The 13712-nt window shown below is 28.9% G+C and carries 15 protein-coding genes and 1 riboswitch; of the genes, 14 read left to right on the top strand and 1 reads right to left on the bottom strand.

Going from position 1 to position 13712, the window contains the following annotated elements:
• The first annotated feature begins 212 nt into the window (after nucleotides 1-212).
• From saoD to saoL, 9 genes are all read left to right on the top strand, one after another.
• Complete coding sequence (gene saoD / locus IC219_RS04830) at nucleotides 213-545, top strand: DsrE-related protein SaoD (RefSeq protein ID WP_227830721.1); 333 nt, start codon at nucleotides 213-215, stop codon at nucleotides 543-545.
• 87 nt (nucleotides 546-632) lie between these two features.
• A complete protein-coding gene (gene saoT, locus IC219_RS04825) occupies nucleotides 633-890 on the top strand; it encodes a thioredoxin-like (seleno)protein SaoT (protein WP_255612853.1) in 258 nt (85 codons plus the stop codon).
• A gap of 26 nt (nucleotides 891-916) precedes the next feature.
• Nucleotides 917-2002 (top strand): efflux transporter SaoE, encoded by a 1086-nt coding sequence (gene saoE, locus IC219_RS04820; RefSeq protein ID WP_227830720.1) that lies wholly within the window; start codon nucleotides 917-919, stop codon nucleotides 2000-2002.
• Nucleotides 1995-2453: a Cys-Cys-COOH (seleno)protein SaoC gene (gene saoC / locus IC219_RS04815; RefSeq protein WP_227830719.1), complete on the top strand. Its 459-nt coding sequence runs from the start codon at nucleotides 1995-1997 to the stop codon at nucleotides 2451-2453. Before saoE ends, saoC begins: the two co-directional genes overlap by 8 nt.
• 35 nt (nucleotides 2454-2488) lie before the next feature.
• A complete protein-coding gene (saoX, locus tag IC219_RS04810) occupies nucleotides 2489-3577 on the top strand; it encodes an ABC transporter substrate-binding subunit SaoX (RefSeq protein WP_227432670.1) in 1089 nt (362 codons plus the stop codon).
• Nucleotides 3578-3581: 4 nt separating this feature from the next.
• Nucleotides 3582-4379, top strand: coding sequence for an ABC transporter substrate-binding (seleno)protein SaoB (gene saoB, locus IC219_RS04800; RefSeq protein WP_255612854.1), 798 nt, complete (start codon nucleotides 3582-3584; stop codon nucleotides 4377-4379).
• On the top strand, nucleotides 4340-5146 hold the full coding sequence (gene saoP / locus IC219_RS04795; RefSeq protein WP_255612855.1) for an ABC transporter permease subunit SaoP: 807 nt from the start codon (nucleotides 4340-4342) through the stop codon (nucleotides 5144-5146). Before saoB ends, saoP begins: the two co-directional genes overlap by 40 nt.
• Entirely contained in the window at nucleotides 5146-5898 is a 753-nt protein-coding gene (gene saoA, locus IC219_RS04785; protein WP_227482806.1) for an ABC transporter ATP-binding protein SaoA, read from the top strand. The genes saoP and saoA overlap by 1 nt, the downstream gene beginning before the upstream one ends.
• A gap of 12 nt (nucleotides 5899-5910) precedes the next feature.
• On the top strand, nucleotides 5911-6552 hold the full coding sequence (gene saoL, locus IC219_RS04780) for a MerB-like organometallic lyase SaoL (RefSeq protein ID WP_255606497.1): 642 nt from the start codon (nucleotides 5911-5913) through the stop codon (nucleotides 6550-6552).
• A 127-nt stretch (nucleotides 6553-6679) separates the two neighbouring features.
• Here the strand turns inward: saoL and yidA are convergent, their stop codons facing one another.
• Nucleotides 6680-7501: a sugar-phosphatase gene (gene yidA / locus IC219_RS04770; protein WP_227432677.1), complete on the bottom strand. Its 822-nt coding sequence runs from the start codon at nucleotides 7499-7501 to the stop codon at nucleotides 6680-6682.
• A 507-nt stretch (nucleotides 7502-8008) separates the two neighbouring features.
• Between yidA and IC219_RS04765 the strand changes: the two genes are divergently transcribed.
• The 5 genes from IC219_RS04765 (at nucleotide 8009) to IC219_RS04745 (ending at nucleotide 13602) form a co-directional block, all read left to right on the top strand.
• On the top strand, nucleotides 8009-9703 hold the full coding sequence (locus IC219_RS04765) for a M3 family oligoendopeptidase (protein WP_227830717.1): 1695 nt from the start codon (nucleotides 8009-8011) through the stop codon (nucleotides 9701-9703).
• Between the two features lie 319 nt (nucleotides 9704-10022).
• A riboswitch (glycine riboswitch) is annotated at nucleotides 10023-10133 on the top strand.
• Between the two features lie 103 nt (nucleotides 10134-10236).
• Complete coding sequence (locus IC219_RS04760) at nucleotides 10237-10608, top strand: GrdX family protein (protein ID WP_227432679.1); 372 nt, start codon at nucleotides 10237-10239, stop codon at nucleotides 10606-10608.
• A gap of 97 nt (nucleotides 10609-10705) precedes the next feature.
• Nucleotides 10706-11653 (top strand): thioredoxin-disulfide reductase, encoded by a 948-nt coding sequence (gene trxB, locus IC219_RS04755; protein WP_227432680.1) that lies wholly within the window; start codon nucleotides 10706-10708, stop codon nucleotides 11651-11653.
• 76 nt (nucleotides 11654-11729) lie between these two features.
• Nucleotides 11730-12047, top strand: coding sequence for a thioredoxin TrxA (gene trxA, locus IC219_RS04750; RefSeq protein WP_227432681.1), 318 nt, complete (start codon nucleotides 11730-11732; stop codon nucleotides 12045-12047).
• 268 nt (nucleotides 12048-12315) lie between these two features.
• Nucleotides 12316-13602, top strand: coding sequence for a glycine/sarcosine/betaine reductase component B subunit (locus IC219_RS04745; RefSeq protein WP_227482802.1), 1287 nt, complete (start codon nucleotides 12316-12318; stop codon nucleotides 13600-13602).
• The last annotated feature ends 110 nt before the right edge of the window (nucleotides 13603-13712 follow it).

The following is a 13712-nucleotide window of genomic DNA, read 5'->3' as shown; positions in this document are numbered from 1 at the left end:
TAAATTTAAGTAATCTATTTTTTATTTATTAAAGTTAACCAAAATGATGAAATAATCAAAAAATAATTAAATAAATATAGAAAAATACTATATTTCTATTGGATAATATTGTTATTATCTATTTTACAGATAAATACGAATAAACTTATAATATAATTACATATGTAAAATTTTGTATAAAATTTAGATAAAAAAGTATAGGGGGAATAAAAATGAAAGTAGCTTATATTTTTAGTAGTACTAACGCACATAAAATTCTAGACAAAATGATAATACCACAATTAGAACAAGGAACTCATGGAGTAGATGTCCTAGGTATGTTTTTCTTTATGGATAATACCTTATTTTTGTCTAAAGGTAACCCAGTGGGAGAAAGATTAAGTAAATTACATGAAAAGACAGATATGATAATAATGGCTTGTGACCAGTGTGCTATAGAAAGAGGGATAGAGGATAATTTGGTCGATGGAGCTACAATTGGATGTTTCCCAAATTTATATGCTTGTTTAGGTGGTGCAGGTGTAGACCAAGTTATAACATTATAAAATCTTGCGGAATACAATCCATAGAAAAAATTTTTCTGTGGATTATTTTAAGTAAAAGATAAATTGTTTAGAGTAGGGGATGAACAAATGTCTAAAATTTTAGTTGAATTCATAAATACTTGACCATCTTGTGATGAGCATGGAGTGTTTATAAAAAAAATTTCTGAGAAGTATACTGACAAGTTAGAAGTAAAACTTTACCAAGCAGGTAAAGATTTCTCATATGTCAAGAAGTATGGAATCATAACAAAAGGAACCTTAATAATAAACCAAAAAAAGAAGTATGATAGATTAAACAAAGATACCATTGAAAAGGCAATAGTAGAAGCTATAAATAATAGTTAAAAGTTTAAAAATTAGGAGCAGTAAAAATGAATATATTAGAAATTGTTTTAAGTGGAGTGAAAAACACTGTGGTAGCTTCTATAGTTACACTAAATGGAGCATCAGGATGGCTTATGATAAGTTTTATATTGGCAGGAGTTCTTCACAATGTTTTAACACCAAAAAGGTTTCAAAAGCAACTTGGAAATAAGAAGTTTTCTTCTCTGATTAAAAGCACTATTTCAGGAATGTTTTTACCAATTTGTAGTTGTGGCGTAATACCATTGGGCATAAGTATGTACTATTCCGGAGTATACTTAGGGCCAGTACTTGCCTTTATGACATCAACTCCAATAATAAATCCAATAGCTGTAGTTCTTTGTTTAGGTCTTTTGGGACCTAAAATTACAATCATTTATCTTATATCTGGATTTTTAGTACCATTTTTAGTAGGAGTTTTGGGGAATACCTTTGGAAAAGAAGAATTATTTTTGCAAAATGACTCAGATGAAGAAGCTATAGAATTAGAAGAAGAAAAGAGAAGCTTTATAGAAAATATGGTTGATGGGCTTAAATGGTCCTTTGGAGAGTTAGCACTTACTATTAGTAAATATGTAATAATGGGAATGCTTTTTGCGGGATTTATAACAACAATTTTTCCAAATAGTATAATTCAAAAATACTTAGGAAATCCAGGTTTACTATCTCTTGGAAGTATATCAATACTTGCATGTGTTATGTATGTATGTGCTGTAGGACATATTCCATTTATAGCAGCCCTTGTTGCAAGTGGAGCATCTCCTGGGATAGCGATAACATTTTTGATAGCTGGTGCAGCGACAAACTTACCAGAACTTATAAGTATGTGTAAACTTATTGGAAAAAGAACTGTTGTTATATATTCAGTTACACTAACACTCTGTTCAATAATAATAGGTTATATAACCAATTTACTTTTGGCAAACAACAATACTGTGAATTTAGAGACAACAAATTCTTCAATACAATTAGCAAATAAACTAATGTTAAATATACCAGATAGTTTTGAATATATATGCACTATTTTGATTATTTTATTTGCACTTAAAGCAGTAATACCAAAGATGAAAGAGGTCATAGGAAATCATGCTTAAAAAGGTAGTTATAATATCATGTGTAGTAATTGCATTAATAGTCTTATCAAGGGTAGTAGATGATAACCTTAAACAAAATGACTCTATTCCAAATGTAAATCAAGAAACATTAACATATTTCAAGAAAAATCATAAGGAAGATATAATAACCTGTGCTGAAGAAGACTTAAATAATGATGGAAAAAAAGATTTAGTAGTTATATATAAAAAAGGTAATAATTCAAATGAAATGGCAGTGGTAGTTTCTGATGACGAGAGCCATTATATAACAAAACCAATACCAGCACCTATAGAGAATCAAACTATAACTTTTAAAAATATTGATGAGAAGCCACCAATAGAAGTAATAGTGTCAGGTTCTAAAAATGGCAATGTAGGATACGCTATTTATAGAGTAGAGGGTAAAAAACTTGTCGATTTATTTGGAGAAGATATGGACAAGTGTTGCTAAAAATAAAAATAATACATAAAAGAGGGGAAATTGAAATGAAAGTATCTAAAAAGATTCAAGCATTAATCTTAGTTAGTGCAGTGGGGGCATCTATATTAACTGGATGTAGCAGTAAACCAAAGGAAGAGGGGAAAAAAGCTGGAAAAGATGATTATGCGATAACAGTAGGGTATTATAATTGTGACCATATGACAGCTGGACCAGTAGCAGAAGCAGCAGGAATATATAAAGATTTAGGTCTTAATGTAAAAACTGTTGGGAATGGTAAAGTTCCTGAAGCAATGGCAGCAGGTAAGATGGATGCTGGTTATATAGGAACAAAGGGTCTAGTAGGAGCTATACCTAAAGGTTCACCAATAACAATAGCAGCAAATAATCACACTGGTGGGTCTGAATATTTAATAGTTTCAAATGATATAAAAGAACCTAAGGATTTAGTGGGCAAAAAAATTGCAACAGATATGAGTGATTTCTTATGGATAAGTGATTATGGTCCAGAAACAGGTTTACCAACTGACCCATCAAAATATGAAGTTGTAAATATGGATTCAGATAAAGATAAATATTTAGCTCTTAAAACTGGAAAGATACAAGCATTTACATCTTGTGACCCTTGGGGTTCTGTAGCTGAAAATGATGGAGTAGGAAAAATAATAGCATCAACTCAATATAAAGAAAAAGCTAATAATAAAGAATATAACTGTTGTTCATTCTCATTAAATAAAAACTTTATAAAAGAGCACCCAGACTTAGCAAAAAAATTGGTTTTAGCTCATACTAAAGCAATAGAATATATATATACAAATCCAGCAGAAGCAGCTAAAATATTTGCAAAATATTATAATGTAGAAGAAGAAGTTGCACTTAGAACTATTTATAAAAAGACAGTTGGAGAAGGTAGAACGCTTACTTGGAAAGTTACAGGAGAAGAATACAAAAACAATTTACAAATGTATAAAGATTTAAAGGCATTAGATGAGATACCTAAATATGAAGATACAATTGATACAAGCTTATTAGATTCTTGTGGGGCAGACGACTTTGATAAGTTTATAAAAGAAAAAGTTAATCTCAAATTTCCAGAAGGTATGAGTTATGAAGATTGGAAAGCAAAGGTATTATAAATAAATGGAGAGAATAAAAAATATAATAATACTTTTTGTCATTATTTTAGGAAGTATATTTATAATATTTTTTAATTTTGAAGATAAAGAAGAAATAAAAGGAAAATTAAGAATAGGGGTATCTGATGATACCTCTGGTTTTGTAATAAATTATATGATAAACAAAGATTACTTTGAAAGCATAAAAGTAAGTGATGTAATGGAGACTTTTACAATTAATGATTGCTGAGCAAGTACAATGCAATGGGCTCTGAGTTCAGAGGAAATAGATATAGCAATCATATGTAAAGATGCAGCAAAACAGTATATAAATGCAACTAGTGAGTTTGAAATTGTTGGTACAGTAGTTCAAAATTCAGATATATTTTTATTAAAGAAGAACAATCCTCAAAAAATAGGAATAATTCAAAATAGAAATTATCAATCTGAATTAGTAAAAAAATACTATGAAAATATAAAAGTTTCTCCATTATTAGGGACAGCACTAGCATATGGGCTAGAAAGTAATTTAGTAGATGGTGTTGTAATAGACTGTATAAAAGCAATTGGATTAGAAGGCGAAAAAAAATCTACAGCTAAATTAGGTGACTATGATACCTATGTATTAGTTGTGAATAAGGAGTTTGAGAAAAGCAAGTCGTATAGTGATTTTATAAAACTATACAATAAAAGTGTTGATAATTTAAGGAAAGAAACTATATTTAAAAAAGCATTAAAAGAGTATAAGAATATAAGAAATATAGATATGGAGGAAATAAGAAGTTGGAAATTAAAATTTCTAAAGATAGAGGAGATACAATAGCTAAGAAAAAATCTAAAAGTAGTATGGACATTTTATATAAAATAATACTTTTAGTTAGTATATTTTTAGTCTGGCATTTTGCAGCAAAAGATATAGGGAGTTCTTTATTACTCCCAATGCCAGTAGATGTAATAAAAGGTTTCTTTTACTGTGTGACAGATGTAGAGACAGTGACTAATCTGTTTATAACATTGCAAAGAGTGCTTAAAGGATTTATGTATGCATTATTGTTTGGACTTCCAATAGGATTTATTATGGGATTTTCTAAGACTTTTGAAAAGCTTTTATCTCCAGTAGTAGATTCTGTAAGACAAGTTCCTATAATGGCGTGGGTTCCTCTTACAATAGTATGGTTTGGTATAGGGGATGGTCCAACAATATTTTTAATAGCTTTTTCAGGAGTTTTTCCTATAATTTTAAATACTATTCAAGGTGTAAGAGCAATATCAAAGGATTATTATAATGCAGCTAGAAGTATGGGGGCATCGCCAATTGTAATATTTGCAAATGTAATAGTACCAGCATCTCTTCCAGATATATTGACTGGTTCAAGAATTGCCATAAGTACAGGATGTATGTCTGTTATCTGAGCCGAGTTCATAGCTACGAGTGCCGGTCTCGGTTACTCCATGGTACAAGCTCAGACATTGATGCATACAGATGTATTAATTGGGCTTATGATATTTGCAGCTTTAATAGGATTTATAATAGATAGAGTACTAAAATTTATAAATAAAATCCTTTGTAGATGGAGGTTTGCAGATTAATGAAATTAAGTGTGAGAGATATAAATAAAACATTTGTAAATAGCAAAATACATACAAAGGTTTTGGAAGATATAAGTATAGATATAGAAAATGGTCAATTTGTTTGTCTTTTAGGACCCTCAGGATGTGGAAAAACAACTTTACTTACTATAATAGGTGGATTTCAAAAGGCAGAAAGTGGAGATGTCTTTATAAATGATAAAATAGTTAAAAAACCAGGTATAGATAGAGCTTTCATATTTCAAAACTACGCTCTATTTCCTTGGAAGACTATAAGGGGCAATGTTTTATTTCCTATGAAACAGCAGAAAATACCGAAAGAAAAGAGAGAAGAAATGTTGGAAGAGCTTTTGGTTATGTCTGATTTAAAAGGGAAAGAAAATCTGTTTCCTCATCAATTGTCTGGAGGAATGAAACAAAGAGTTGCTATGATAAGAGCTTTAGCCTGTAATCCTGAAGTATTATTAATGGATGAACCACTAGGAGCAGTTGATTTTCAAATGAGACAAAACTTACAAGAAGAACTTGAAAGAATATGGACAAAAAAGAAAATAACTGCATTAATGGTAACTCATGATGTTGATGAAGCTGTATATATGAGTGATAGAGTTATAGTAATGTCAAGGGATAAGGGAAGAATTCTTGACGATATAAATATAGACATTCCAAGACCTAGGGCTAGAGGGAGCCAAGAATATGAAGAATATAAGAATAAATTAACTGACATTTTGTCAAAATGTTATGATGTTTAAAGAGGAGTAGAAATGAGTCAAATAGAAAAATACAATAGTTTAAATGACACACAACGAAAGATAAGAATATCTATTATGGATATGATAATAGATAATTGTTCTAGTGTTACACTTAAAGAAGTAATTGAACATATAAGTATAAATTTAAGCTTAGAAAAAGAATATCTAGAAACTACACTGAACCATTTTATTGATAAAAATATAATGGTTGTTGATGGAGATAGCATAAATTTTATATATCCAGTATCAGCATTACCTACTAATCATAAAGTTACATTAAGTGATAATAGAAGCTTCAGTGCAATGTGTGCTATAGATGCAATAGGAACTTCTTGCACATTTAATCAAGATGTAAGAATAAATTCTATTTGTAGTGCCACAGGTAAAGAAATAGAAATATTTATAAAAGATGAAAAAATTGAATATGTAAACAATCCAGATTTAAGAGTGCTTCATATAAACCTTGATAAGCATTCAAATTGGGCAGCAAGTTGCTGAAATGTAATGAATTTCTTCTGGACGAAGAATGATTTTGATGCATGGACAAAAGAAGCTGGATTATCAGATGATGAAGATATATATTGCTTGGACATTAATGAAGCAATAGTAGAATCGTATAAAATATTTAAACTTGAACAAAAAGTATTAGTATAGGAATGTACCTATCAAAAACTAAAAATATCCTTTAGACAAAATATCCATACAATATACACTATTAGTATTTAACATATATATGAGATGGATTTAAATCTAAAGGGATATTTTTAGTTTTTATAGATATTTAGATAGCTTTATTAAGTATATATTTGTTTATAACCTTTGCAACTCCATTTTCATTGTTGGTATCAGTAACATAATCAGCAATTTCTTTTATGCTACTACGTGCATTTCCCATAGCCACACCAAGCCCTGCATATTTTATCATATGTTGGTCATTTTCTTCATCACCAACAGCAATAGCATTTTCTATAGGTATATTTAGATTATTACATAATGTTTGAAGTGCAGTACCCTTATTAGTAGTTTTACCTAAAAATTCTAAATAAAAGGGAGCAGACCTTACTATAGTATATCTATTGAATAAATTCTTAGGAAGTTGTTTTATAATTTCTTCTAATCTTTCTGGTTCATCAACTATCATAACCTTACAGATTTTAATAGATTTATCAATTTTATCTTTATGTATATATTTAACTTCTATATCATTCAATTTAGCTTCATGAAGTGTGTACTTACCAGGAATTTCGTTTGGAGTAACTAAATTTGTCATGGTATTTATGTGTATTTTGGTATTATATTTTTTGCAAACATTGTTGTATATAAAATCAAAGTCGTCTAAAGTCATCTCTACATTATGTATTATTTTTTCACTTTTAACCTCTTGAATCATAGCTCCATTGAAGCATATAACATAATCACCTTCATCTGTTAGATTTAATTGATTTAAAAGTCCTTTGACACCAGGAAGGGGTCTACCTGTTGTTATAACTACTTTAGCTCCAGCTTTCTTTGCTTCTTGAATAGATTCAAATACTTCAGGAGTAACTTTTCTTTTTGTATTTAATATTGTTCCATCAATATCTAGTGCGATTAATTTGTACATATCAACCTCCAGTAATTTATATCCTCAATTTCCTAATGAAAACGTTGACACAACTAGTGTTGAACAAAATTTCAGTAGAAAATTTAATGTGTATATTATTATACCAAGAGATAAGCAATTTAGAAAGTTTAATAGTATTAATTTTTTGATAAAATTATTACTTATATAACATACTTATGTAAAATTGTATCTTTTATGAGTGTATAAAAGTTAACTATAAAAAATGGCATCGTTTGCATTTTGATGTAGAGATAAGCTTATACTATAAAGGTTAATAGTTTTATATGAAAGCTTTATTAAAGTTTGTATAGTAATTAATTTTATTCTATAAAATATTGTAATTACAATAATCACATGTTATTATTCAACATGATTATAATGTAAATATTACTCAAAATAATAATTTATAAAGTCATAGTAGTATGTAATACATGTAAATAATAGCATGTAATGCATATAAAACTATATTTATAAATAAAGAACAAAATTTATAAAGGAGAGTTTTAAATGAAGTTTTCAGAGTTTAAGTATGAAAGACCAAATTATGATAGTATAAAAAAAGAGTTTTTAAAGTGTGTAGAGGAAATAGATAATTCTTGTTGTTATGATGAACAACAAGAAAATATACATAAAATTAATTTTTTGAGAAATAAAATAGAAACGTTGTCAAACATAGCATCTATAAGATACAGTATAAATACTCTTAATAAACTCTATCAAGAGGAAAAAAAATATTGGGACGAATACATGCCTTTATATGAAGAATTAAATTCATATTTTTATAATGTTATAGTAAATTCTAAATTTAAATCTAATTTAAAAAAAGAATTTGGAGAACAATTTTTTACAATAGTGGATTATTCTTTAAAAAGTTTTTCTAAAGATATAATAAAGGAATTACAAGAAGAAAATAAATTGTGTTCAGAGTATACTAAACTTTTAGCATCTGCACAGATAATGTTTGAAGGAGAAGAGAGAAACTTATCTGGAATGGGAATGTTTATGTGTTCTAAGTCTAGAAAAACAAGGGAATTAGCGAATAAGGCATATTATAATTTCTTTGAAGAAAATGAACCTAAATTTGATGATATATTTGATAAATTAGTTAAACTGAGAGATAAAATAGCAAAAAAACTAGGTTTTAAAAACTTTGTAGAGCTTGGATATATTAGAATGATGAGAAGTAACTACAGAGAAGATAGGATTGAAAATTTTAGAAAACAAGTATTAAAATATATTGTACCACTGGCTGATGAACTTTATGAAAAGCAAGCTAAGAGAACCGGTCTAGAATCTTTGAGTTACATAGATGAAGGCTTAGAATTTTTAACAGGAAATCCAACGTTAAAGGGCAATTCAGAATACATAATTGAAAATGGAAAAAGAATGTATGCTGAATTATCTAAAGAAACTGGTGAATTTTTTAATTTTATGTTAGAAAACGAACTTATGGATTTAGAAACAAAGAAAGGAAAAGGGGCTGGTGGGTACTGTACTTATATACCAGACTACAAGTCGCCATTTATTTTTTCTAACTTTAATCAAACATCTGATGATATAGATGTATTGACACATGAGGCAGGTCATGCATTTCAATTGTATATGTCCAGATGGATTGAAATGCCAGAGATTAATTTTCCTACACTGGATAGTTGCGAAATTCATTCAATGAGTATGGAATTTATAACATGGCCATGGATGGAGTTATTTTTTAAGGAAGACACAGATAAATACAAGTTTACTCATTTATCATCTGCAATTAAATTTATACCTTATGGAGTAGTTGTTGATGAATTTCAGCATTATATTTATAAAAATCCTAATATTGACAAATCAAAAAGAAAAGAAATATGGAGGTTTTTAGAGAAAAAATACTTACCACATAGAAAGTATGATGATAATTCTTTTTTAGAACGAGGTTGCTGGTGGTTTAAACAAGGTCACATATTTAAAAATCCTTTTTACTATATAGATTATGCATTAGCTCAAATTTGCGCATTACAATTTTGGAAAAAAATGATTAAAGACAAAGACTCTGGATGGAATGACTATATAAACATCTGTAAAGTAGGTGGAACAAAGTCATTTTTAGATATTGTAAGTATAGGAAATCTATATTCTCCATTTGACAATGATTGTATAAAATCTGTTATAGGTGATGTGAAATCATGGTTTGATGAAATAAATGACATCAATTTGTAAAAAATTATGAGAAATTTGTTTTCCCAGCTTAAGAATTAAAAAAATATATCTTTCTTACAAAAATGATTATGTTTTTAATCAATATGAAATAATAAACCAAAAAAGATTTGTACTTAAAAAAAAAAGAAAATACAGGAAATATGTAATATCAACATTTGGAAAAAAAAGTAAAAATGTATACAAAATACATATAAAAAAACTATTGCAAATTTTATAGAATGTTTATATACTTAAGTCAACAGAGATAGAAAAAAGCTATTTATAAAAATAAAAAGATAAATTGCTAACTTTTCAATTTTCTGAAAATATAATAATCCGGGGGAAGAGTATGGGAGACTGCTTTATAAAAAGCGACCGAAGGGACAAATTTAATCTTACATACCCAGAAGATTAAATGAAATTCTCAGGTAAAGATGACTGTACTTGGACGGGTCTCTGAAAATGATTTTAACAGGGAAGACAAATTGGGAGATTTGTTTTTCCTGTTTTTTATTTATCGAGCAATAAATAAAAATTTGAAAGAGAGTAAAAAAATGATAATAATCACAAATAATCCAAAAGTAAAAGAAGAAGTTCAAGACAGAGAAGTTTTATTTAAAGATACAACTTATATTGGAATCTTAGAAACAAGTAGAGATTTGATACATGAAGGATATGAACTTTTATCTCATCCACTATATGGGAGTGTAAAACCAAATGAGACACCTTATAGAACAGTTATACTAAAACAAGGAAATCGTTTGGATATAAACTCTTTAACCTTAATTGAAGAAGCAATCATAACTGCAAGTAAATTTCAGAATAATAAAAAGACTCCAGCATGGACAGAAAGCGTTCAAGATGACTTTAGAGTAATCGATTATGACATATTTTATAATACAATACAAAGAATGCAGTATGAATAAATGAATTTGTTAAAAAGTTATTAAAATAGCATAAATATTAAATCTGATTTAATATTAAATAAAAATTAAGAAATTTAATTGGGGAGGATAAGTCAAAATGGAAAATGTGTATGACTTAGTAATAATTGGTTCAGGACCAGCAGGGCTTGCAGCAGGTCTTTATGGAGCAAGAGCAAAGTTGAAAACTCTAATCCTAGAAAAAGATAAGACTGGTGGGCAAATTGTAATAACACATGAAATTGCAAATTATCCAGGGTCAGTTCCAAATGCAACAGGACCAAGTCTAATAGCTAGAATGGTTGAGCAATGTAAAGAGTTCGGAGCAGAAATGTTAAGAGACAACATTGTAGATACTGAACTAGATGGAGATATAAAAGTTTTAAAAGGACAAAAGGCAGAATATAGAGCAAAAGCAGTAATAATAGGAACAGGAGCAACACCAAGAAAAATTGGTTGCCCAGGAGAAAAAGAACTTACTGGTAAAGGGGTTTCATATTGTGCAACTTGTGATGCAGATTTCTTTGAAGACTTTGAAGTCTTTGTTGTAGGTGGAGGAGACAGTGCATTAGAGGAAGCAATGTATTTAACTAAGTTTGCTAGAAAAGTAACAATTGTACATAGAAGACAAGGATTTAGATGCGCTAAAAGTGTTGAAGAAAAAGCAAAGGCTAATCCAAAGATAGAGTTTTTACTAGATACAGTAATAGAAGAAATAAAAGGTGATGGAATATTAGAATCAGTTGTATTTAAGAATAAAGTTACTGGAGAAACTCATGAATACTTTGCAGATGAAGAGGATGGAACAATGGGAGTATTTGTTTTCGTTGGATTAGATGCTCAAACTGATTTATTCAAAGGCAAAGTTGATATGGATGAAAAAGGTTACATAATAACTGATGAAGACATGAGAACTAATATACCAGGTGTATTTGCAGCAGGTGATTGCAGATCTAAGACTCTAAGACAGGTTGTAACTGCAACTAACGATGGAGCAATTGCATCTATAGTAGCTGAAAAATATATTGATGAAAAGTTTGAAAACTAAAAAGTTATAAAGTAAAGTTAATGAATAATATTTAAAATATTAAAATAAAATAAAAATTTCAAGGGGGAACATGAAAATGTTAGATTTAGATAAAAGTACTTTTGATGAAGAAGTTTTAAACGCAGAAGGTTTTGTATTTGTTGATTTCTGGAGTGAAGGTTGTGAACCTTGTAAAGCTTTAATGCCAGATGTTCATAAATTAGCTGAAACTTATGGGGATAAAATAAAATTCTGTAAAATGGATACAACAAAAGCTAGAAGATTAGCGATAAAACAAAAAGTATTAGGACTTCCAACTATGGCTATATACAAAGATGGAGAAAAAGTAGACGAAGTTACTAAGGATGATGCTACAATTACTAATATAGAAGATATGATTAAAAAATATCTTTAATATATTGATACAATATTAACAAAAACAAAGAAAAAATCGATTTAAGTCTAGAAGTAAAATAAAAAGGATTTTTATGTCTTAGTTTGTTAAAAAAATAATTTTGGATAAAATATTTTTTTTACGATAAAGAATTTTTAGTAATAAAACAAATATCAAGACATAAAAACACAATATGAAAACATCTTTAAAATAAGTTAGAAAATATTGATATAACTTTGAGAAAAACTCAAATGCATATATACAAAATTAAATAACAGGAGGTGCAAGTATGCGTCTTGAATTAGGGAAAATCTTTATAAAAGATATTCAATTTGGTGATGTAACAGAAGTGAAAGATGGAGTATTATTCATCAATAAGCAAGAGATGCTACAAGAAATTGGTGGAGATGAGCATATTAAGTCTATAGATATAGAATTAGCTCGTCCAGGTGAAAGCATAAGAATAACACCTGTAAAAGATGTTATTGAGCCAAGAGTAAAAGTTGAAGGTAATGGGGGAATATTCCCAGGTATCATGTCTAAGGTTGACACTGTAGGAGAAGGAAAAACTCATGCTTTAAAAGGTGTAGCTGTTGTAACTACTGGAAAGATAGTAGGTTTCCAAGAAGGTATAGTAGATATGACTGGAGAAGGGGCTAAATACACTCCATTTTCTAAATTAAATAATGTAGTAGTAGTAGCTGAACCTATTGATGGTTTAAAACAATACGCTCATGAGAAAGCTGTTAGAATGATAGGATTCAAAGCAGCAATGTATTTAGGAGAAGCAGCAAGAAATCTTACTCCAGACGAAGTTTCAGTGTATGAAACTAAACCTCTTCTTGAGTCAATAAAAGAGTATCCAGAACTTCCAAAAGTAGGATATGTTTACATGCTTCAAACTCAAGGATTATTACATGACACTTATGTATATGGTGTAGATGCAAAACAAATAGTACCAACTTTATTATATCCAACAGAATTAATGGACGGAGCAATTGTAAGTGGTAACTGTGTTTCTGCATGTGATAAAAATCCAAGTTATGTTCATATAAACAATGGAGTTGTTGAAGACTTATATGCAAGACATGGTAAAGATATAAATTTTGTAGGTGTAATTATAACTAATGAAAATGTTTACCTAGCAGATAAAGAAAGATCTTCAAACTGGACTTCTAAGTTATGTAAATACTTAGGATTAGACGCAGTTATAGTTTCACAAGAAGGTTTTGGAAATCCAGATACTGACCTTATAATGAACTGCAAAAAAATAGAAATGCAAGGTGTAAAAACAGTTATAGTTACAGATGAATATGCTGGACGTGATGGAGGTTCTCAATCACTTGCAGATGCAGATGTAAGAGCAGATGCTGTTGTAACAGGTGGAAATGCTAACCAAGTTGTAGTACTTCCTAAGTTAGATAAGGTAATTGGACACTTAGAAGTAGTAGATGTAATAGCTGGTGGTTCTGATGGAAGTTTAAAAGCTGATGGAACTATTGAAGTTGAAATACAAGCTATAACAGGTGCAACTAATGAAACAGGATTTGGTCATTTAACTGCTAAAGGATATTAAGAGTTATTTCATTAAACGATTTAGTAATATCATGATTGAGTAATATCAATTAAAAAGATTGTAAATAAATCTATCAAAACATAATGAATGTTATGGATATATAAATAATT

The sequence above is a fragment of the Clostridioides sp. ES-W-0018-02 genome (genome assembly GCF_020658175.1).
Taxonomy (GTDB): domain Bacteria; phylum Bacillota; class Clostridia; order Peptostreptococcales; family Peptostreptococcaceae; genus Clostridioides.
The sequence above is the reverse complement of the archived record's forward strand: the minus strand, read 5'-3'. Positions and strand labels throughout refer to the sequence as shown.

Coding starts and splice junctions, on each gene's coding strand:
- IC219_RS04745 (WP_227482802.1), top strand. CDS start 12,316: ATGCGTCTTGAATTAGGGAAAATCTTTATAAAAGATATTCAATTTGGT.
- IC219_RS04760 (WP_227432679.1), top strand. CDS start 10,237: ATGATAATAATCACAAATAATCCAAAAGTAAAAGAAGAAGTTCAAGAC.
- saoD (WP_227830721.1), top strand. CDS start 213: ATGAAAGTAGCTTATATTTTTAGTAGTACTAACGCACATAAAATTCTA.
- saoC (WP_227830719.1), top strand. CDS start 1,995: ATGCTTAAAAAGGTAGTTATAATATCATGTGTAGTAATTGCATTAATA.
- trxB (WP_227432680.1), top strand. CDS start 10,706: ATGGAAAATGTGTATGACTTAGTAATAATTGGTTCAGGACCAGCAGGG.
- yidA (WP_227432677.1), bottom strand. CDS start 7,501: ATGTACAAATTAATCGCACTAGATATTGATGGAACAATATTAAATACA.
- saoA (WP_227482806.1), top strand. CDS start 5,146: ATGAAATTAAGTGTGAGAGATATAAATAAAACATTTGTAAATAGCAAA.
- trxA (WP_227432681.1), top strand. CDS start 11,730: ATGTTAGATTTAGATAAAAGTACTTTTGATGAAGAAGTTTTAAACGCA.
- saoX (WP_227432670.1), top strand. CDS start 2,489: ATGAAAGTATCTAAAAAGATTCAAGCATTAATCTTAGTTAGTGCAGTG.
- saoE (WP_227830720.1), top strand. CDS start 917: ATGAATATATTAGAAATTGTTTTAAGTGGAGTGAAAAACACTGTGGTA.
- IC219_RS04765 (WP_227830717.1), top strand. CDS start 8,009: ATGAAGTTTTCAGAGTTTAAGTATGAAAGACCAAATTATGATAGTATA.